Genomic DNA, 18760 nt, shown 5'->3' with positions numbered 1-18760 from the left:
AAGGTGGACGGCGTCGTCACCCAGGGTCGCGGGACAGCCGGGACACGCCCGTTCGGACTTCCTCCGCCAACGCGGCCGGGGTCAGCGGTTCATCGAGGAGTCTCACATACCGGTCACCCAGCGTGTCCGTGGGTGCACGCAAGTCCAGCCAGGCGCGGACCAGGCGCACGCCTTCCACGTACGTCGTCGTGTACGCCCGCCACAGAGGGTCACCGAGGAAGCGCAGCATGTGGCGGGCACGGCGCTCCGGGACGAGCAGCCAGCGGCACAGGAAGGCCACCACGTCATCCGGATGGGCGCGCTGGTCGTGCAGCATCAGGGCCGCGTCCTGCCGCACGGTGAGCAGCCCGGACAGCGCGCCCTCGACGCGTTCGGCCAGTTCGCCGTCCATCCGCAGGCCCAGGTCGGCCATGACGCCCTCGGTCCACCGGCCCCAGCCGGCGCCGACGACGGCGTGCAGGCCGAGTTCGGCCATGCCCTCGGCGGTCAGGCACTGCGGCGAGTTGATCAGGAACAGCGACTGCTCGGCGTGGCCGCGCTTGCCGACCAGGCCGACTTCCTTGCGGCAGTGCTCGGTGTGGTGCCCGGGGTAGGACTCGTGCGCGACGAGGTGCGGCAGGTTCGACATCCGGTGGCCCAGGTCGGCGTTGACCGCCACCCGTGAGCGGAAGTCGCCCAGGTAGTAGTTGAAGCCGCTCCACGGCTTGTCGGTGACGACCTCGTACTCCACGACCTCGTTCGCGGGCAGCTCGAACCGCTGCCGGACGCGGTCGCGCAGCGCGCTGGACAGGGCGTGCACGGTGGCCTTGAGCCGGTGGGGCGGCACGGCGTCCAGGGCGCGGTGGTCGGCGAGTCGTTCGGCCACCGTGCCGGGGCCGTGCAGCAGCTCGTCCAGCTGGGCGTGCGCCCGGCGGTAGGTGTCGGGGTGGCCGGGGCGGATGTCGACCTGGAAGTACGCCCGCACCTCGTCCACGAAGCCGACCCGCACCCCGGCGAGCTTGCGCGCGGAGGTCTCGGCGGCCACCAGGTGTGCGTCCAGGAACCGCTTGCGTTCAGGCTCCAGGTCGGCGCCCCGCAGCTCGCGGCGCAGCAGCGCGGCGCGGTCGGCCAGCGCGGCCGGGTGCGGCTTCGACTCGTTGTCGACGGCACGGCGCAGCGCCCGGTCCCCGGTGAACGAGTCGACCAGGCCGGGCGACAGGCGGTCCAGCCGCAAACAGAGCAGCAGGTACTCGCGCACGATCCGGTCGCCATCCACGGACTGAAGACCATACGAGATGACCGCTCGGTTTACCACACGGGAACCCCACCGACGAATTGTGGCCAACAAAGACACCGTAACGAGGGACAGTCACCTCCAGTGGATCACACAATGGTGTTATGGAGATCCATCCGGGGCAACTGGTTCGGTAGTTTGCCCGTCAGACACCCACATCCGGGCTTCCAGCAGCGCTGGATCGACGGGGGAACCCACAAAGTAGGAGTGTGAAGTGCTGAAGAAGGCAAGCACCGTCGCCGCGGTCGTGGCCGGGCTGATGATGGTCGGTGCTCCGGCATTCGCCCTCGCCGGCGAGCCGCACGACCACGACGACTGGAACGACCCGGGGCACGGGGGTGCTCACTGGCAGGATTGGGCCGACGACGACGAGGGAGACCACGCCCAGCAGTTCGGTTTGATCAACTTCGGTAACGACTCCGACCTCCTGAGCAACATCAACCTCTGCAACATCGAGGTCAACGTCATCGCCATTCCGGTCCTGTCGCACAACGACGACCCGAGCCTCTGCGTCAACACGGACGACGACGACAACGACCAGCACGGTCAGAGCACCGGCAACTGAGTCGGCACCAGAGCCGTGGACCGCAGCCGGTGCACCGGTTGCGGCTCGCACACCACTGCGGGGAATACCCGGTGCGCAATACCGGTCAATGGACGGCGCGAGCAGGTGCCACGTTGTCCGGAACAAGCCCGATAACTAAACCGGAAAAATATTGCGTTCACACGATAGTGTCGGTCGGATGCAATCCGCAACACAAGCCGGTAAATTACCGAAGCGAGGGCTAACCGCCTGAGCCGCCAGACTCCCGAATTCTCGAAATGTACGAGCGAGGTTCTGGGCGTCACATCAATTCCCACTAGAGGAGTGTGTTCTACATGTTGAAGAAGGCAGGCGCCGTCGCCATCGCCGCGGCTGGTCTCATGATGCTGGGCTCTCCCGCGTTCGCAACCCCGCACCACTCGGACAACGGCAGCGACTACTACACCGCCATCGGCGAGCTGGAGAACGAGTACTACGAGGACGCCGAGGGCGGGGACTACGCCGACCAGTTCGGTCTGATCAACTTCGGCAACGACTCCGACCTGCTGAGCAACCTCAACGTCTGCAACATCGAGGTCAACGTCATCGCTGTGCCGATCCTGTCGCACAACGACGAGAACCTGTGCGTCAACACGGACAACGACGACAACGACCAGCACGGTCAGGGCACCGGCCACTGAGCCAGCGCTGATGTCCGCCAAGGGCGGCGCTTCCCGAACCGGGGAGCGCCGCTCTTCGGCGTTGGCGGGGCACCTCCCCGGCCGGCGCTACGAGCCGAAGCGGCGGTGCCGGATCGCGTAGTCGCGCAGGGCGCGCAGGAAGTCCGTGCGGCGGAACTCGGGCCAGTAGGCCTCGCAGAACCAGAACTCGGAGTGCGCGGACTGCCACAGCATGAACCCGGACAGCCGCTGCTCGCCCGACGTGCGGATGAGCAGGTCGGGGTCGGGCTGGCCGGACGTGTAGAGGTGTTCGGCGATGTGGTCCACGTCCAGGACCTCGGCCAGTTCCTCGATCGTGCCGCCGGACTCGGCGTGCTTCTGGAGCAGCTTGCGGACGGCGTCCGCGATCTCCTGCCGGCCGCCGTAGCCGACCGCGACGTTGACCTCCAGGCCGGTGCGGCCCTTGGTGCGCAGGGCGGCCGCGGACAGGCGGGCGGCGGTCTCGGTCGGGAGCATGTCCAGCGCGCCGACGTGCCGGATGCGCCACGGGTTACCGGGCTCGGCCAGTTCGTCCACGATGTCGGCGATGATGTCGAGCAGCGGCACCAGTTCTTCGGCCGGGCGGTCGAGGTTGTCCGTGGACAGCATCCACAGCGTCACTACCTCGACTTCGGCCTCACGGCACCAGCTGAGCAGTTCGAGGATCTTGCGGGCGCCCGCGCGGTGGCCGTGCGCGACGTCGGTGAAACCCGCCTCCTTCGCCCAGCGGCGGTTGCCGTCGAGCACCACGCCGACGTGGCGTGGTCGTTGCTTGCCGTCGAGCCAGCGGTTGAGGCGGAACTCGTAACCTTTGAGCAGGACGCTCTTGACCCGTTCGCGAAGACCCACGCTGGAAGAGCGTACGCCGGGTGGGCTCGGTCACGCCGTCGTGTGCTGACCTGGCCGGCGGCGCTCCCGTAACCTCGGACGCGTGACCGCGTCGCCGCATCCCCAGCCCCCCGAGCCCGCCCTGCGGCCACGGCTGCGCGGCTGGTTGCACCTCTGGTCGTTCGTCGTCTCCGTGGCGACGGGCGCGACGCTGATCGCCCTGGCGGCGGCCACCGTGTCCGCGAAGGCCGCGCTGGCCACGTCCGTGTACGGGGCGACGGTGCTCGGCCTGTTCGGGGTGAGCGCGCTGTACCACCGGGTGAACTGGGTCAGCGTGCGGGCGCGGACGTGGATGAAACGCCTCGACCACTCGATGATCTTCGTGTTCATCGCCGGCACGTACACGCCGTTCGCACTGCTCGCGATGGACCCCGGCACCGGCAACGTCGTGCTGCTCGTGGTGTGGGCCGGCGCCCTGGGCGGCGTGACGCTCAAGCTCGCCTGGCCGCACGCCCCGCGGTGGCTGGGCGTGCCGATCTACATCGCCCTGGGCTGGGTGGCGGTCTTCGTCCTCCCCGACCTCCTCCACCACGTGGGCGTGGCAGCACTGGTCCTCTTGTTGGTGGGCGGTCTGCTGTACACGGTCGGCGCGGTGTTCTACGCGACCCGTTGGCCCAACCCCTGGCCGGCCGTCTTCGGCTACCACGAGTTCTTCCACGCGGCGACGGTGCTCGCGGCGCTGTGCCACTACATCGCCATCTGGTTCGCGATCTACTCCTGACCGCCCCAGCAGGGTCTGGGACCGCAGGGTCTGGGACCGCAGAATCTGGGACCGCAGGGTCGTCGGGTCAGGTCAGGTCGGGGCCTTGGGCTCGGAGGTCGTCCACCTTGGTCATGGCCTCGCGCAGTTCGGTGAGCCAGGTGTCCGCATGCTCGCCCACCAGGCGCACGGCCCACGCCAGGGCCTCTGAACGGGACCTGGCCACACCGGCCGCCACCAGGGTGTCGAGCACCTTGCGCTCGGGCTGCCGCAGCCGCGTCATCACCGGCACGGCCAGCGTGGTGAACAGTTCCTCCGTGCCGCCGATCCGCGCACCCCAAGCGACCTTCCGCTGGTAGCGGTGCTCCGCTTGGCGGGCGATCTCGATCCGCTCGTCCCTGGTCTGCTCGCGGAACCGGCTGATGCGGCCCGATTCGGCGGCGGCGCGCTCCGCGTCGTCGGCGAACTCCCCGGCGAGCGGGGGCAGGGTGCCCACGACCAGCATCTCCTCGCGGTCCACCGTGACCTCCGGCGCCTCGGTGAACCACTCGTCGGGCAGCCTGCCGGCGAACCAGGCCGCCGCGTCGTCCGCCGGGGGCTGGTCGGCCTGCTGCCAACCGCCCCGGCCTCCCCATCCACGTCGCACCGGAACCACCGCCCTTGATTACATGATTACGTCGATGCCGACGTTACGCCGGGAAGCCCGGAACGGAATCCTGGTTCGCTAGGGGTGGACGGTCAGGGCCTCGGTCAGGGCCTCGACGGTCGTCACCGGCCGGTCGCAGACGTAGCCGTGGCACACGTAGGCCGCCGGCGCGCCGTCCACCAGGGGGCGGTCGGCCAGCAGCGGCGCGGAGTCCGGGGCGCCGGCCACCACTACGCCGCCACCGTGCACACCGGCCCACGCGGCGGTGACGAGGTCCGGTGCGTCACCGACCACGGCGACCTGCACCGGCCCCAGGGCCATCGCCTCGGCGACGGCCAACCAGTTCCCGGCGAACCGGGGCTCACGGGCGGCCAGGAGCCCGGCCCGGGAGACAGCCGCCTCGGCCGCGTCGCGGTAGGTCGACGGTCCGCCCAGCACGGACGCCGTCACCAGCGCCGACGCCAACGACGACGCACCGGACGGGCTCGCGTTGTCGGACGGATCGGACGGCCGCTGCACCAACGCCTCCGCGTCGTCCGCCGTGTCGTAGTAGACGCCCGGCTCGTCCCCCGCGAACCTGGCCAGCGCGGTGTCCAGCAGCTCGCCGGCCACCGTGGACCACCGCACGTCCCCCGTCGCCTGGTGCAGCGCCAGCAGGCCGTCGGCGAAGCAGCCGTAGTCCTCCAGCACGCCCGCCGCCGTGCCCGCGACACCGTTGCGCGACGTGCGCAGCAGCCGCCCGTCGACCAGGTGCGCGTCCAGCACCAACGACGCCGCCCGCGCCGCTGCCTCGACCCACCTGGGCTCGCCGAACACCGCGCCCGCCTCGGCCAGCGCCGCGATCGCCAGCCCGTTCCACGCCGTCACGACCTTGTCGTCGCGCCCCGGCTGCGGCCGCCGGTCACGCGCCTCCAGCAGCCTGGCGGCGATCTCCGGGTCCGGCGTGCCGAGCATCCGCAACGTCGACGACCCGTGCTCGAACGTGCCCTCGTCGGTCACGCCGTAGAGCGCCGCAGCGCGCGCTCCGTCCGCCATCCCCAGCACCTCGACCAACTGCGCGGGCGTCCACACGTACGTGGACCCCTCGACGCCCTCGGTGTCGGCGTCCAGCGACGCCGCGAACCCGCCTTCCGGCGTGCCCAGGTCCCGGAGCAGGAACTCGGCCGTCTCCCGCACCACCGCCCGGTACCGGGGGTTGTCGTCACGGCGGCTCAGGTGCGTGTAGGCGCGCAGCAGCAAAGCGTTGTCGTACAGCATCTTCTCGAAGTGCGGCACCACCCACGCCGCGTCCACGCTGTACCGCGCGAACCCGCCGGCCAGCTGGTCGTACAGCCCGCCGTTCGCCATCGCGTCGCACGTCGCCCGCGCCATCGACAGCGCCTGCACCGACCCGGTCCGCTCGTGGTGGCGCAGCAGGAACTCCAGCACCATCGACGGCGGGAACTTCGGCGCGCCGCCGAACCCGGCGTTCACCCGGTCGAAGTGCCCGAGCAGCGACACCACCGCACCCGCCAGCACGTCCTCGTCCACAGTGGACTGGGGCAGCGGCTTGAACGCCAGCTGCGACACGATCCCGGCCGCCGACTCGCGCACCTCGTCGCCCTGCTCCCGCCACGCGTGGTCGATGGCGGCGAGCACCTGGCGGAACGACGGCATGCCCTGGCGCGGCGACGGCGGGTAGTACGTGCCCGCGTAGAACGGCTCGCCGTCGGGCGTGAGGAAGCACGTCATCGGCCACCCGCCGTGCCCGCTGAGCGCCTGCGTGACCGCCATGTACACCGCGTCCACGTCCGGCCGCTCCTCGCGGTCCACCTTCACGTTGACGAAGTGCTCGTTCATGTACGCCGCGGTGGCCTCGTCCTCGAACGACTCGTGCGCCATCACGTGGCACCAGTGGCACGCCGCGTACCCGACCGACAGCAGCACCGGCACACCGCGCTCGCGGGCCTCCTCGAACGCCTCCGGCGACCACGGCCACCAGTGCACCGGGTTGTCGGCGTGCTGGAGCAGGTACGGGCTGGTCGAGGACGCGAGCCGGTTCTTCATGACTCCACAGTAATTCGCGGCGGCAATTCCCTCATGGCTCGCGGCCGGTCGACCAGACTGTGCGCATGGAGCCCTCCGACGAACCCTTACCGCACGACCTCCGCCACGAGACCGGCCCGTTCGACGTGGTCGGCGACGTGCACGGCTGTCACGTCGAACTGGTCCACCTGCTGCGTGAACTCGGCTACTCCAGCGGGGGCGTCCACCCCGACGGGCGCAAGGTGGTGTTCGTCGGGGACCTCGTGGACCGCGGCCCGGACACCCCGGGCGTGCTGAGGCTGGTCATGGCGATGGCGGCGGCCGGGAACGCCTTCTCGGTGCGCGGGAACCACGAGGAGAAGCTGGTGCGCGCGCTGAAGGGCCACGCCGTCCAGCTCAACCACGGGCTGGAGCAGTCCATGGAGCAACTGGCCGGCGAGACGGCCGGCTTCCGCGCCGAGGTGCTGGCGTTCTGCGACTCGCTGGTGCCGCACTTCGTGCTGGACGGCGGCAAGCTCGTCATCGCGCACGCCGGGCTGCCCGAGAGCTACCACGGCCGTGAGTCGGCGCGGACGCGGTCGTTGGCGTTGTGGGGCGTGAGCACCGGCCGGCACGACTCCCGGGGCTTCCCGATCCGCTACCCGTGGGCGCGGGACTACCGGGGCGCGGCGATGGTCCTCTACGGACACACGCCGGTCGAGGAACCGGAATGGGTGAACGGGACGCTGTGCCTGGACACGGGCTGCGTGTTCGGCGGCAGGCTCACCGCCCTGCGCTACCCCGAACGCGAGATCGCGTCCGTGCCCGCCCGCCGCGTCTGGTACCGGCAGTAGGCGGGCCTACTCCTTCTCGCCGCCGGCACCCTCGGACTTCGGCTTGGTCTTGGTCTTCGCGCCCTGCTTCGCACCCGGCTTGGCGGCGTCGGCGTCGGCGTCGGCGTCGGCAGCACCATCGGCCTCGGCGTCCGGCTTGTCGAACGACGCGGGCAGCTTCCTCAGGTGCTTGTTCATCGACTTGACCAGGAAGACCACCGCGATGAAGAACAGCACCAGGACGAGCAGGCCCAGCGGGGAGGACTTGCCGAAGTCCTCCTGCTGGCCGCCCGGGTCCTTCTCCGTGGACGGCTGGGAGACCACCACGACCGAGGTCGTCTGCTCCCACGGCACGGGGTCGAACGAGGTCACGCGCTCACCCTCTCCCGGACGCCCGCGAACAGGTCGTCCTCGGGCACGGTGCTGTCGACCAGCGACCGGGCCAACTCGTACTCCTCCGTCGGCCACACCTCGCGCTGCATCTCCAGCGGCACGGCGAACCAGCGGCTCTCGGGGTCGATCTGGGTGGCGTGGGCCTTCAGGGCCTCGTCGCGCACCGGGAAGTAGTCGGCGCACTCGACCCGGGTGGTGACCCGCTCGATGACGTCCGGCTTGTCCTTGTCCCAGCCCGCCAGCCACTCGGCGTACGGGGACTCGATGCCCTTGGCGACCAGCGCCTCGTGGAACGCCATCAGCTTCGCGCGGGAGAACCCGTGCGAGTAGTACAGCTTCAGCGGCTGCCACGGCTCGCCCAGGTCGGGGTAGCGGTCGGGGTCGCCGGCCGCGTCGAACGCGGCGACCGACACCTCGTGGCAGCGGATGTGGTCGGGGTGCGGGTAGCCGCCGTTCTCGTCGTACGTGACGACGACGTGCGGGCGGAACTCGCGGATCACCTCGACCAGCGGCGGCGTGGACTCCTCCAGCGGCACGAGGGCGAAGCAGCCCTCGGGCAGCGGCGGCAGCGGGTCGCCCTCGGGCAGGCCCGAGTCGACGAAGCCCAGCCAGCGGTGCCGGACACCCAGGATCTCGGCGGCGCGGGCCATCTCGGCGCGCCGGACCTCGGCCATGTCCGCGAGCACCTCGGGACGGTCCATGGCGGGGTTGAGGATGCTCCCCGCCTCACCTCCGGTGCAGGTCACGACCATGACCTCGTGGCCCTCGGCCACGTAGCGGGCCATCGTCGCGGCACCCTTGCTGGACTCGTCGTCGGGGTGCGCGTGCACCGCCATCAGGCGCAGCTTCTCAACCATGACGGTGGTGCTCCTCCTTGCCCCTGCCGGACCTGACCGGTCCAGCCCCTGCGACACTCAACGCGACAGTCGAGCGACATTGTTCCCCACGGGCAGGAAGGCGTCGGCAAGTGGCACTGCCCGAGGGCCGGTACGGCCAACCCCGGCGCCCGCTGCCCCGCTGGGCCCGCTGGTCACTCCCCGTGATCGCGTTGCTGGTGGGCGCGGTCGTCGCGTGGGTCGGCTACCGCAATCTCGGCACCATGCCCGTCGAGGCCAAGCAGACCGCGTTCGAGGTGCTGGACGAGGGCGCGGTGGAGATCACCTTCGAGGTGGTGCGGGAGACACCGGACCAACCCGTCGTGTGCATCGTGCGGGCGCGTTCGCAGGACGGCGACGAGGCGGGCCGGCGGGAGGTCCTGGTGCGGCCCGGAGCCGGCACGGTGCGCGCGACCACGGTGCTGAAGACGTCCAAACCCCCGGTCACCGGTGAGGTGTTCGGCTGCTCCTACCAGGTTCCGGCGTACCTGTCCACGAGGTAGCGGCCAAGCGGGTGATCTGGGGGTTTAGTGGCCGCCCGGGGAACAAAACGCCGTCGTGGAACGTTGCCTGCGTGTTACTCTGGCCTATCAGCACGGCCCCGACGCGGGCCGTGTTTTTCCGTTCCGGGCTGGTGCGCCCGGGAACTGCCAGCCCACGCCGTGGGCCGGAGCAAGACAAGGAGTTGGTGACCGTGAGCGACACTGAGGTGACCTGGCTGACCCAGGAGGCCTACGACCGGCTCAAGGGAGAGCTGGACGAGATGATCGAGAATCGCCCGGTCATTGCTGCGGAGATCAACGCGCGTCGCGAAGAGGGTGACCTCCGCGAGAACGGCGGGTACCACGCGGCCCGCGAGGAGCAGGGCAAGCAGGAGGCCCGCATCCGGCAGTTGCAGGAGCTGTTGAGGGTCGCCAAGGTCGGCGAGGCGCCCACGGTCTCGGGCGTCGCGGCACCCGGCATGGTACTCACCGTGCGTTACGAAGGTGACGACGAGACCGAGGAGTTCCTGCTCGCCACTCGCGAGGAGGGCGCGCACGGAGCGCTGGAGGTCTACTCGCCCTCGTCTCCGCTGGGCAAGGCGCTGCTCGGCGCCAAGGAGGGTGAAACCCGCCAGTACGAACTGCCCAACGGCAGCACGATGAAGGTCACATTGATCAAGGCCGTGCCGTACTCCGGCTGACCCCAAGACATCGGGAGGGCGGCCACCACGCGGGGTGGCCGCCCTTCTGCTGTCGCACGGGTCGGACCTCCGGCGCCGGCGTCACACGATGTGCTCCAGCAGTGGCCGGACCCGCGGCGGGACCGGGGTCGAGAGCGCGATCGACGTGGACAGGCGCTGCACGCCCGGCACGTCGACGATCGAGTCGATCACCCGCTGCAGGTCGGCGTTCGACCTCGCCACCACGCGCACGAACAGGTCACCCGGCCCGGTGGTGGCGTGCACCTCGCACACCTCGTTGATCGCCGCCAGGCCTTGCGACACCTCGTGCCGCCGCCCCTGCGCGATCTCCAGCACGGCGAACGCCGTCAGCCCGTAGCCCATCGCGGCCAGGTCGAGCGCCGGCGGGAACCCGGTCAGCACGCCGCGCGCCACCAGCCGGTCCAGCCGGGCCTGCACGGTGCCGCGCGCCACGCCCAGCCGTCGCGAGCACTCCAGCACGCCCAGCCTCGGCTCGTCGGTGAGCAGCAGCAACAGCCGTGCGTCCAGAGCGTCGACGGCCTGGTCAGAGTGTTCAGCTTGCGAGTCCGAAGGCATAGGTCACTGTACAAAACGACCAGTGAAACGGACGGCTGTTGCTCACCCTGACCAGCGCGCACATCCTGTGAGGTATGACGCAGCAGCTTGACGACGTGAGCTACGACCAGCTCCGCCAACTCGTGGGCCTGGTCGACTACGACGGGACGCGCGACCCGTTCCCCGTCCGCTCGTTGGACGCCGTGGTCTTCGTGGTCGGCAACGCGACCCAGACCGCGTGGTTCTACCAGGTGGCGTTCGGGATGGAGCTCGTCGCGTACGCGGGGCCGGAGACCGGGCAGCGGGACCACAAGTCCTTCGTGCTCAAGTCCGGCTCGGCGCGGTTCGTGATCAACGGGGGCGTGCGGCCGGACAGCCCGCTGCTCGACCACCACCGCAAGCACGGTGACGGTGTGGTCGACATCGCGCTGGAGGTCGCCGACGTCGACCGGTGCGTCACGCACGCGCGGGCGCAGGGCGCGACCGTCCTCGAAGAGCCGCACGACCTCACCGACGAGCACGGCACCGTCCGGGTGGCCGCCATCGCGACGTACGGCGAGACCCGCCACACGCTCGTCGACCGGTCGAAGTACACCGGTCCGTACCTGCCGGGGTACGAGGTCCGGAAGAGCACGGTCGTGCGGCCGGAAGGTGCGCCGAAGCGGTTGTTCCAGGCGGTCGACCACTGCGTGGGCAACGTGGAGCTGGGCCGGATGGACCACTGGGTCGAGTTCTACAACCGGGTGATGGGCTTCGTGAACATGGCGGAGTTCGTCGGCGACGACATCGCCACCGACTACTCGGCGTTGATGAGCAAGGTCGTCTCCAACGGCAACCACCGGGTGAAGTTCCCGCTCAACGAGCCGGCCGTGGCGAAGAAGAAGTCGCAGATCGACGAGTACCTGGAGTTCTACTCGGGCGCCGGCGTGCAGCACATCGCGCTGGCGACGAACGACATCGTGGCGACGTTGACCGCGATGCGCTCGGCCGGGGTCGAGTTCCTGGAGACGCCCGACTCGTACTACGACGACCCGGAGCTGCGGGCGCGCATCGGTGAGGTGCGGGTGCCGATCGAGGTGCTGAAGGAGCACCGGATCCTGGTCGACCGGGACGAGGACGGCTACCTGCTGCAGATCTTCACCAAGCCGACCGGCGACCGGCCGACGGTGTTCTACGAGCTGATCGAGCGGCACGGGTCGCTCGGGTTCGGCAAGGGCAACTTCAAGGCGTTGTTCGAGGCGATCGAGCGCGAGCAGGACCGCCGGGGCAACCTCTAGCGACTGCTCGGGGCGGTGATCGGGGGCGGCGTCAGGAACTGTCGGGGCCGCCTCCGACGTTGTGCCGACAACGGGCCGGTCCGGGCACCCCCGGGCCGGCCCGTTCCTGTCGGAACGCTGATGATGCCCTACCAGGTGCGCCGGGACCGGTACTCTCGGAGCGGGGGCATCTCACAGAGCATTCACCTGGAGGGTGGCATGGCGCTCGCGGCACGGGTCACCGCGGTGATCCCGCTCGTCGGAGCGGTGGCCACGGCCATGGCGTTGACCGGCGCGGCCTTCTTCACGGTGGCGCACGCGGGCTGCGCGGAGGGTGGCCGGTTCGTGGAGCGCGACGGCGTCGTCGAGTTCGTCGGCGGGTGCGTGGACGGCAGCGACCTGCCCGCCGTGCCGCGGGTGGAGAACGCGCGGTACGACGTCAAGCCTTGACCTCGTGGGCGATAGTGGAACCATGTGTCGCAACATCAGGGTCCTCCACAACTTCGAGCCGCCCGCGTCCGAGGACGAGATCCGTGCGGCGGCCGTGCAGTACGTGCGCAAGGTGAGCGGCTCGACCCATCCGGCGGCGGCGAACCAGGAGGCGTTCGACGCCGCTGTCGAGGCGGTCGCCGAGGCCACCCGCGTGCTGCTCGAGTCGCTGGTCACGAAGGCCCCGCCGCGTGACCGCGAGGTCGAGGCGGCCAAGGCGAAGGAACGTGCCGCCGTTCGCTACGGCCCCCGCTGACGCTCCGCCTCCAGAACCCGCGAGTCCTCCGGTCGGGCACCGCGAACCCCGCGCTCGGGCTGGCTGGGCGCGGGGTTCGCGTGTATCGACCGGAGGACTCGCGGTGTCCGAGTGGAGGACTCGCGGTTAGTCGAGGGCGGCGGTGAGGTCGGCGACCAGGTCGTCGGCGGATTCGATGCCCACCGAGATGCGGACCAGGTCGGCGGGGACCTGGAGGAGTGAGCCGGCGGTGCTGGCGTGGGTCATCCGGCCCGGGTGCTCGATCAGCGACTCGACGCCGCCGAGCGACTCGGCCAGGGTGAACAGCTTGGTGCGGGAGCAGACCCGCAGCGCCTCCTCCTCACCGCCCTTGACCAGGAACGACACCATGCCGCCGAACCGGCGCATCTGCTTCGCCGCGACCTCGTGACCGGGGTGCTCCGGCAGGCCCGGGTAGTACACGTGGGTCACGTTGGGGTGCCGCAGCAGTGCCTCGGTGACCTTCTCGGCGTTGTCCGAGTGCTTCTCCATGCGCACTTCGAGCGTCTTGATGCCACGCAGCGTCAGCCACGCGTCGAAGGGCCCCGGCACCGCGCCCGCGCCGTTCTGCAGGAAGCCGAACTGGGCGTCGAGGTCGTCGTCCGACGTGATCAGCGCACCGCCGATGACGTCCGAGTGCCCGCCGACGTACTTGGTGGTCGAGTGCAGCACCACGTCCGCACCCAGCTCCAGCGGGCTCTGCAGGTACGGCGAGGCGAACGTGTTGTCGACCACGAGCCGCGCCCCGGCCGAGTGCGCGACCTGCGCCAGCAGGGCGATGTCGGCGATGTTGAGCAGCGGGTTGGTCGGCGTCTCGATCCAGACGACCTTGGTGTTCGGCCGCACGGCCGCGCGCACCGCGTCCACGTCGGACAGCGCCACCGGCGTGTGCTCGACGCCCCACTGCGAGAACACCTTGTCGATCAGCCGGAACGTGCCGCCGTAGGCGTCGTTCGGGATGATGACGTGGTCGCCGGGGCGGCACATCGCCCGCAGCGCGGTGTCCGTCGCGCCCATGCCGGAGGCGAACGCGCGGCCGTGTCGGCCGCCTTCGAGCGCTGCCAGGCACTCCTCCAGCGCAGCCCTCGTGGGGTTGCCGGTGCGGGAGTACTCGAAGCCGCCGCGCAGTCCGCCGACGCCGTCCTGGGCGTAGGTGGACGTGGCGTGGATCGGCACGATGACCGAGCCCGTGGTCGGGTCGGGGTCCTGCCCGGCGTGGATAGCCCTGGTCGCGAAACCGTAGTGGCCGGTGTCCGTCATGTGCCCAGGGTACGGCGGCCGGAACGGCGAACGCCCGCCGGCTGGAGGGCCGACGGGCGTTCGCGGGAGACGGGTCGAACAGGTGAATCGATACCGTCAGCAGGTCACCACTGCTGGGGCGGCTGCTGGCCGTACGGGTTCTGCTGCTGCGGCTGTCCGTACGGGTTGGACGCGGGCTGCTGGCCGTACGGGTTCGGCTGCTGCTGGCCGTACCCGCCACCGCCGGGGTAGCCGCCGGGGGCCGCGGCCTCCGGGGCGTTCACCACGACGGTGCCCATGATCTTGTCGGCCCACGTCTGCTTCTTGGGCTCCCACAGCGGCGCGAACCAGCCCGCGTAGCAGGCGATCGAGTCGACGAAGTGGCACAGGTAGCGGACGAAGGCGTTGCCGAAGCCGACCGGCTGCCCGGTCGCCTCGTTGATCAGCTTGACCTTCGCGACCTTCTTCCCCATCGACTGGCCGGTGGTGCCCGCCAGGTACCAGGAGTTGTAGATCATGAAGCCGAGGCTGCCCACCCAGGCGACGACGGCGAGGATGATCGCGACCGTCGGGTCGCCGGCCACCGTGCCGATGACGACCATGAGGATGACCAGGAGGCCCGGCGCGCCGTAGTCGATCAACGCGCCCACCGCGCGGCTGCCCCACTCCGCGTACCCACCGGCCGGCGGCGGGAAGGCCGGCTGGCCGTAGCCGGGCTGGGCGCCCCACGCCTGCTGCTGGACCGGCTGACCGTACGGGTTGGACGGAGCCTGCTGGCCGTACGGGTTCGCCGGCGGCTGCTGCGCGTACGGGTTCGCCTGCGGCTGACCGTACGGGCTGGACGGTGGCTGCTGGCCGTAGGGCTGCTGCTGCGGCTGCTGGCCGTAGGGCTGCTGGCCGTACTGCTGTTGCTGCCCGTACTGCGCGGGCGGCTGCTGGCCGTAGCCGGGCGGCGGCTGCTGCGCCGGGAACGCGCCCGAGCCCGGCTGCTGCTGGGGCTGGCCGTAGGGGTTGGACTGCGGCTGCTGGGTCGCGCCCGGCGACACGACCTGCGTGGCGTCCGGGTTCGACGCGGGCTGCTGGCCGGAGGTCACGACCTGGGTCGTCTCCTGCGGCGGGAAAGCAGGGGGCTGACCGCCGGTCGGCACGACCTGGGTCGCGTCGGCATTCGAGGGCTGGGCACCCTGCCCCTGCTCCTGCTGGTGTTGACCGCCGAGCTGCTGGTTCTCTGGCGGCTGCGGAGCGTTCATCGGAGTTTCCAACCCCCTTGGCACGGGCCGTAGGCGTATGAGTCGGTGGCCCACGCTAGCGGATGGCGTGGGCCTGTCGACCGGCAACCGGGCAACCCGTCCCGTTCAGCGACCTGCGAGGAAACCCAGGATGTCCTGCCGGGTGACGACGCCCGCGGGCTTCCCGTCCTCCAGCACCAGAGCACCGTCCGCTGAGGACAGTGCCTGCATCGCGGAGGTGATCGACTCGCCCGCGCCGATCGTCGGCAGCTTCAGCGACATGTGCCGCTCGAGCCGGTCGGTCAGCTGCGCCTTGCCGGTGAACAGCGCGTCGAGGAGGTCCCGCTCGTTGACCGCGCCGGCGACCTCGGCGGCCATCACGGGCGGCTCGGCGTTGACGACGGGCATCTGCGACACGCCGTACTCGCGCATGATCGCGACCGCCTCGGCGACCGTCTCGTTGGGATGGCCGTGCACGAGGTCCGGCATGGTGCCGTCCTTGCGCCGCAACACGTCGCCGACCGTGGCGCCGGACGTGTCGGGAGACAGGAAGCCGTACTGCGCCATCCACTTGTCGTTGAACACGCTGGACAGGTAGCCGCGCCCGCCGTCGGGCAGCAGCACCACGATCACGTCGTCCGGGCCCGCCTTCTCGGCCACCCGCAGCGCCGCCGCGACGGCCATGCCGCACGAGCCGCCGACGAGGAGGCCTTCCTCGCGGGCCAGCCGCCGGGTGATCTCGAACGAGTCGCCGTCGGACACGGCCACGATCTCGTCGCACACCGTGCGGTCGTAGGCGTCCGGCCAGAAGTCCTCGCCGACGCCCTCCACCAGGTACGGCCGGCCGCTGCCGCCGGAGTAGACGGAGCCCTCCGGGTCCGCGCCGATGACCTTCACCCGGCCCTCGGAGACCTCCTTGAGGTACTTGCCGGTGCCGGAGATGGTGCCGCCGGTGCCGACGCCCGCGACGAAGTGCGTGATCCGGCCCGCGGTCTGCCGCCACACCTCGGGTCCGGTGCCGTGGTAGTGGCTGGCCGGGTTCTCCGGGTTGGCGTACTGGTTGGGCTTCCACGCGCCGGGGATCTCGGCGACCAGGCGGTCGGAGACGTTGTAGTAGGAGTCGGGGTGCTCCGGCGCTACCGCGGTCGGGCACACCACGACCTCGGCGCCGTACGCCTTGAGCACGTTGCGCTTGTCCACGCTGACCTTGTCGGGGCAGACGAAGACGCACTTGTAGCCCTTGCGCTGGGCCACGAGCGCCAAGCCGACGCCGGTGTTGCCGGACGTGGGTTCGACGATCGTGCCGCCGGGCTTGAGCTCGCCGCTGCGCTCGGCCGCCTCCACCATGCGCAGCGCGATCCGGTCCTTCACGCTGCCACCGGGGTTGAGGTACTCGACCTTGGCCAGGATGAGCGGCTGGAGCCCTTCGGCCACCGCGTTCAGCTTCACCAGCGGCGTGTTACCGACCAGGTCTACGACGCTCTCGACGTACTCCACGACGGACCTTCCACTTCTTGAGATGACTCGATGAGCGTATATGGGTGGCGCGGTGCGCGGCCCGGTGGACGATGGGGACTTCGGGGAAGGGGTCTCGATGCGGGGGTTCCGGGTTCTGGCGGTGGTGGCGGGAGTGCTGGGCGGGTTGACCGGCGTGGCGTACGGGCTGTTCACCGAGCAGTCCCGGCGGGCGCGGGTGGTGATCGGGGTGCTGGACGCGCCGCCGCCGCGCGCGGACGGGGTGTACGGGGCGGGTGGCGGGACGCCGGTGCGGTTCGCCGTGCTCGGCGACTCGATGGCGGCGGGTCTCGGGGTGGACGACGCGGCCGAGTTGCCGGGTGTGGTGCTGGCGACCGGGCTGGCCGAGGAGGTCGGCGCGCCGGTCCGGCTGGAGACGTTCGCCCTCTCGGGTTCCACGACGCGCGACTTGTCGGCGCAGGTGGACCGGGTGGTGGCGGACCCGCCGGACGTGGCGCTGGTGATCATCGGCGCGAACGACGTCACCACGCGGCTGCCGGTGCCGGCGTCGGCGGCGTTGCTGGGCGCGCAGGTGCGGCGGCTGCGCGCGGCGGGGGTGGGGGTGGTCGTCGGGACGTGCCCGGACCTGGGCACGGTGCGGCCGATCGCCGAGCCGCTGCGGTCGGTGGCGCGGACGTGGTCACGCGGGTTGGCGCGGGCTCAGCGGGTCGAGGTGGAGCGGGCCGGCGGGGTGGCGGTGCCGATGGGCGACCTGCTGGCGGCGGAGTTCCACGCGCGGCGGGTGGACTACTTCAGCCAGGACCAGTTCCACCCGAGCGCGGCCGGCTACGAGGCGACGACGTCGGTCCTGCTCGCTCCGCTGTGCGGCGTCGTTCGTCACGAGTGGTGGCCGCGCTGAACGGGCGTTAACTAGGCTGCACGACACCCATTGCGGCAAAACGAAGGAGTTCCGTAATGCCTGAGGCCGTGATCGTCTCCACCGCCAGGTCGCCCATCGGGCGCGCGGGCAAGGGTTCCCTGAAGGACATGCGCGCCGACGACCTGACCGTCCAGGTCCTCCGCGCGGCACTGGCGAAGGTGCCGCAGCTCGACCCGGGCGACATCGACGACCTCATGCTCGGCTGCGGCCTGCCCGGCGGCGAGCAGGGCTTCAACCTGGGACGCGTGGTGTCCGTGCTGGCCGGCTTCGACCAACTGCCGGCGACGACGGTCACGCGCTACTGCGCGTCCAGCGTGCAGACGACCCGCATGGCGCTGCACGCGATCAAGGCGGGCGAGGGTGACGTGTTCATCAGCGCCGGCGTGGAGACCGTGTCGAGGTTCGCGCGCGGGTCGTCCGACTCGTGGCCGGACACGCACAACCCGCTGTTCGCCGACGCCGAGGCGCGGACGGCCGCGGTGGGCCAGTCGGGCGCGTCCGAGTGGGTGGACCCCCGGGAGGACGGGCAGCTGCCCGACATCTACATCTCCATGGGGCAGACGGCCGAGAACCTGGCGCTGCTGAAGGGCGTGTCGCGCGAGGAGATGGACCAGTTCGGCGTGCGGTCGCAGAACCTGGCCGAGAAGGCCATCGCCAACGGGTTCTGGGCGCGCGAGATCACGCCCGTCACGCTGCCGGACGGCACGGTCGTGTCGGCCGACGACGGTCCGCGGCCCGGCGTGACGATCGAGGGCGTGTCGGGGCTCAAGCCGGTGTTCCGGCCGGACGGGCGGGTGACCGCGGGGAACTGCTGCCCGCTGAACGACGGCGCGGCGGCGTTGGTGATCATGAGCGACGTGAAGGCCCGGGAGCTGGGCATCACACCGCTGGCGCGGATCGTGTCGACGGGCGTGTCCGGGCTGTCGCCGGAGATCATGGGGCTCGGGCCGGTCGAGGCGTCGCGGCGGGCACTGGCGCTGGCCGGGCTGTCCGTGTCGGACATCGACCTGGTGGAGATCAACGAGGCGTTCGCGGCGCAGGTCATCCCGTCCTACCGGGACCTGGGGATCGACCTCGACCGGCTGAACGTCAACGGCGGCGCGATCGCCGTGGGCCACCCGTTCGGGATGACCGGTGCGCGGATCACCACGACGCTGATCAACTCGCTCCGGTTCCACGACAAGCAGTTCGGGCTGGAGACGATGTGCGTCGGCGGGGGCCAGGGCATGGCGATGGTGGTCGAGCGACTGAGCTGAGTCGCGTCACGGCTACTGTTACCGCGCGTC

At 70.7% G+C, this 18760-nt stretch carries 20 protein-coding genes and 1 pseudogene; 11 read left to right on the top strand and 10 right to left on the bottom strand.

What is annotated here, in order from left to right:
- Positions 1-16: 16 nt before the first annotated feature.
- The gene (locus ACRAKI_RS03670; RefSeq protein WP_447005634.1) at positions 17-1255 is read right to left on the bottom strand and encodes a DUF885 domain-containing protein; all 1239 of its coding nucleotides are present in this window, start codon (positions 1253-1255) and stop codon (positions 17-19) included.
- A 232-nt stretch (positions 1256-1487) separates the two neighbouring features.
- On the opposite strand from ACRAKI_RS03670, the gene ACRAKI_RS03665 reads away from it, so the two are divergent.
- Positions 1488-1838, top strand: coding sequence for a hypothetical protein (locus tag ACRAKI_RS03665; protein ID WP_447005633.1), 351 nt, complete (start codon positions 1488-1490; stop codon positions 1836-1838).
- Between the two features lie 314 nt (positions 1839-2152).
- Entirely contained in the window at positions 2153-2497 is a 345-nt protein-coding gene (locus tag ACRAKI_RS03660; RefSeq protein ID WP_447005632.1) for a hypothetical protein, read from the top strand.
- Between the two features lie 87 nt (positions 2498-2584).
- On the opposite strand, the gene ACRAKI_RS03655 is transcribed toward ACRAKI_RS03660, so the two are convergent.
- Complete coding sequence (locus ACRAKI_RS03655; RefSeq protein WP_447005631.1) at positions 2585-3364, bottom strand: isoprenyl transferase; 780 nt, start codon at positions 3362-3364, stop codon at positions 2585-2587.
- 82 nt (positions 3365-3446) lie between these two features.
- Between ACRAKI_RS03655 and trhA the strand changes: the two genes are divergently transcribed.
- A complete protein-coding gene (gene trhA / locus ACRAKI_RS03650) occupies positions 3447-4124 on the top strand; it encodes a PAQR family membrane homeostasis protein TrhA (RefSeq protein ID WP_447005630.1) in 678 nt (225 codons plus the stop codon).
- Positions 4125-4191: 67 nt separating this feature from the next.
- On the opposite strand, the gene ACRAKI_RS03645 is transcribed toward trhA, so the two are convergent.
- On the bottom strand, positions 4192-4749 hold the full coding sequence (locus ACRAKI_RS03645) for a hypothetical protein (RefSeq protein ID WP_447005629.1): 558 nt from the start codon (positions 4747-4749) through the stop codon (positions 4192-4194).
- Between the two features lie 78 nt (positions 4750-4827).
- Positions 4828-6795 (bottom strand): thioredoxin domain-containing protein, encoded by a 1968-nt coding sequence (locus ACRAKI_RS03640; RefSeq protein WP_447005628.1) that lies wholly within the window; start codon positions 6793-6795, stop codon positions 4828-4830.
- An 80-nt stretch (positions 6796-6875) separates the two neighbouring features.
- Between ACRAKI_RS03640 and ACRAKI_RS03635 the strand changes: the two are divergent.
- Positions 6876-7598: pseudogene (locus ACRAKI_RS03635) on the top strand (metallophosphoesterase); the annotation flags it as partial.
- 15 nt (positions 7599-7613) lie between these two features.
- Here ACRAKI_RS03635 and ACRAKI_RS03630 read toward each other — a convergent pair.
- Together ACRAKI_RS03630 and mca are read right to left on the bottom strand one after the other, a co-directional pair.
- Positions 7614-7958, bottom strand: coding sequence for a hypothetical protein (locus tag ACRAKI_RS03630; protein ID WP_447005627.1), 345 nt, complete (start codon positions 7956-7958; stop codon positions 7614-7616).
- Positions 7955-8836 (bottom strand): mycothiol conjugate amidase Mca, encoded by an 882-nt coding sequence (gene mca, locus ACRAKI_RS03625; RefSeq protein WP_447005626.1) that lies wholly within the window; start codon positions 8834-8836, stop codon positions 7955-7957. Before mca ends, ACRAKI_RS03630 begins: the two co-directional genes overlap by 4 nt.
- A gap of 110 nt (positions 8837-8946) precedes the next feature.
- Between mca and ACRAKI_RS03620 the strand changes: the two genes are divergently transcribed.
- A complete protein-coding gene (locus ACRAKI_RS03620; protein WP_447005625.1) occupies positions 8947-9357 on the top strand; it encodes a DUF4307 domain-containing protein in 411 nt (136 codons plus the stop codon).
- A gap of 191 nt (positions 9358-9548) precedes the next feature.
- Positions 9549-10037, top strand: coding sequence for a transcription elongation factor GreA (greA, locus tag ACRAKI_RS03615; RefSeq protein WP_447005624.1), 489 nt, complete (start codon positions 9549-9551; stop codon positions 10035-10037).
- Positions 10038-10118: 81 nt separating this feature from the next.
- On the opposite strand, the gene ACRAKI_RS03610 is transcribed toward greA, so the two are convergent.
- Positions 10119-10613, bottom strand: a complete 495-nt coding sequence (locus ACRAKI_RS03610; RefSeq protein ID WP_447005623.1) for an Lrp/AsnC family transcriptional regulator — start codon at positions 10611-10613, stop codon at positions 10119-10121.
- A gap of 74 nt (positions 10614-10687) precedes the next feature.
- Between ACRAKI_RS03610 and hppD the strand changes: the two genes are divergently transcribed.
- From hppD to ACRAKI_RS03595, 3 genes are all read left to right on the top strand, one after another.
- On the top strand, positions 10688-11869 hold the full coding sequence (gene hppD, locus ACRAKI_RS03605) for a 4-hydroxyphenylpyruvate dioxygenase (protein ID WP_447005622.1): 1182 nt from the start codon (positions 10688-10690) through the stop codon (positions 11867-11869).
- A gap of 198 nt (positions 11870-12067) precedes the next feature.
- Entirely contained in the window at positions 12068-12298 is a 231-nt protein-coding gene (locus ACRAKI_RS03600) for a hypothetical protein (protein ID WP_447005621.1), read from the top strand.
- A 22-nt stretch (positions 12299-12320) separates the two neighbouring features.
- A complete protein-coding gene (locus ACRAKI_RS03595) occupies positions 12321-12593 on the top strand; it encodes a DUF2277 domain-containing protein (RefSeq protein ID WP_447005620.1) in 273 nt (90 codons plus the stop codon).
- Positions 12594-12719: 126 nt separating this feature from the next.
- Here the strand turns inward: ACRAKI_RS03595 and ACRAKI_RS03590 are convergent, their stop codons facing one another.
- The 3 genes from ACRAKI_RS03590 to ACRAKI_RS03580 all read right to left on the bottom strand — a co-directional run bounded on the left by ACRAKI_RS03590 (position 12720) and on the right by ACRAKI_RS03580 (position 16576).
- Positions 12720-13871, bottom strand: coding sequence for a cystathionine gamma-synthase (locus ACRAKI_RS03590; protein WP_447005619.1), 1152 nt, complete (start codon positions 13869-13871; stop codon positions 12720-12722).
- A 104-nt stretch (positions 13872-13975) separates the two neighbouring features.
- A complete protein-coding gene (locus tag ACRAKI_RS03585; RefSeq protein ID WP_447005618.1) occupies positions 13976-15100 on the bottom strand; it encodes an RDD family protein in 1125 nt (374 codons plus the stop codon).
- Positions 15101-15205: 105 nt separating this feature from the next.
- The gene (locus ACRAKI_RS03580; protein WP_447005617.1) at positions 15206-16576 is read right to left on the bottom strand and encodes a cystathionine beta-synthase; all 1371 of its coding nucleotides are present in this window, start codon (positions 16574-16576) and stop codon (positions 15206-15208) included.
- A gap of 97 nt (positions 16577-16673) precedes the next feature.
- On the opposite strand from ACRAKI_RS03580, the gene ACRAKI_RS03575 reads away from it, so the two are divergent.
- Positions 16674-17453, top strand: a complete 780-nt coding sequence (locus ACRAKI_RS03575; protein WP_447005616.1) for an SGNH/GDSL hydrolase family protein — start codon at positions 16674-16676, stop codon at positions 17451-17453.
- 56 nt (positions 17454-17509) lie between these two features.
- Positions 17510-18730 (top strand): acetyl-CoA C-acetyltransferase, encoded by a 1221-nt coding sequence (locus ACRAKI_RS03570; protein WP_447005615.1) that lies wholly within the window; start codon positions 17510-17512, stop codon positions 18728-18730.
- Positions 18731-18760: the final 30 nt, after the last annotated feature.

The organism is Saccharothrix isguenensis (assembly GCF_052936305.1).
The sequence above is the reverse complement of the archived record's forward strand: the minus strand, read 5'-3'. Positions and strand labels throughout refer to the sequence as shown.

What these genes read in the sequence shown, in the direction of transcription:
- ACRAKI_RS03660 (WP_447005632.1), top strand. Translation starts at nt 2,153, where the DNA reads ATGTTGAAGAAGGCAGGCGCCGTCGCCATCGCCGCGGCTGGTCTCATG.
- ACRAKI_RS03640 (WP_447005628.1), bottom strand. Translation starts at nt 6,795, where the DNA reads ATGAAGAACCGGCTCGCGTCCTCGACCAGCCCGTACCTGCTCCAGCAC.
- mca (WP_447005626.1), bottom strand. Translation starts at nt 8,836, where the DNA reads ATGGTTGAGAAGCTGCGCCTGATGGCGGTGCACGCGCACCCCGACGAC.
- ACRAKI_RS03610 (WP_447005623.1), bottom strand. Translation starts at nt 10,613, where the DNA reads ATGCCTTCGGACTCGCAAGCTGAACACTCTGACCAGGCCGTCGACGCT.
- hppD (WP_447005622.1), top strand. Translation starts at nt 10,688, where the DNA reads ATGACGCAGCAGCTTGACGACGTGAGCTACGACCAGCTCCGCCAACTC.
- ACRAKI_RS03600 (WP_447005621.1), top strand. Translation starts at nt 12,068, where the DNA reads ATGGCGCTCGCGGCACGGGTCACCGCGGTGATCCCGCTCGTCGGAGCG.
- ACRAKI_RS03595 (WP_447005620.1), top strand. Translation starts at nt 12,321, where the DNA reads ATGTGTCGCAACATCAGGGTCCTCCACAACTTCGAGCCGCCCGCGTCC.
- ACRAKI_RS03590 (WP_447005619.1), bottom strand. Translation starts at nt 13,871, where the DNA reads ATGACGGACACCGGCCACTACGGTTTCGCGACCAGGGCTATCCACGCC.
- ACRAKI_RS03585 (WP_447005618.1), bottom strand. Translation starts at nt 15,100, where the DNA reads ATGAACGCTCCGCAGCCGCCAGAGAACCAGCAGCTCGGCGGTCAACAC.
- ACRAKI_RS03575 (WP_447005616.1), top strand. Translation starts at nt 16,674, where the DNA reads ATGCGGGGGTTCCGGGTTCTGGCGGTGGTGGCGGGAGTGCTGGGCGGG.
- ACRAKI_RS03570 (WP_447005615.1), top strand. Translation starts at nt 17,510, where the DNA reads ATGCCTGAGGCCGTGATCGTCTCCACCGCCAGGTCGCCCATCGGGCGC.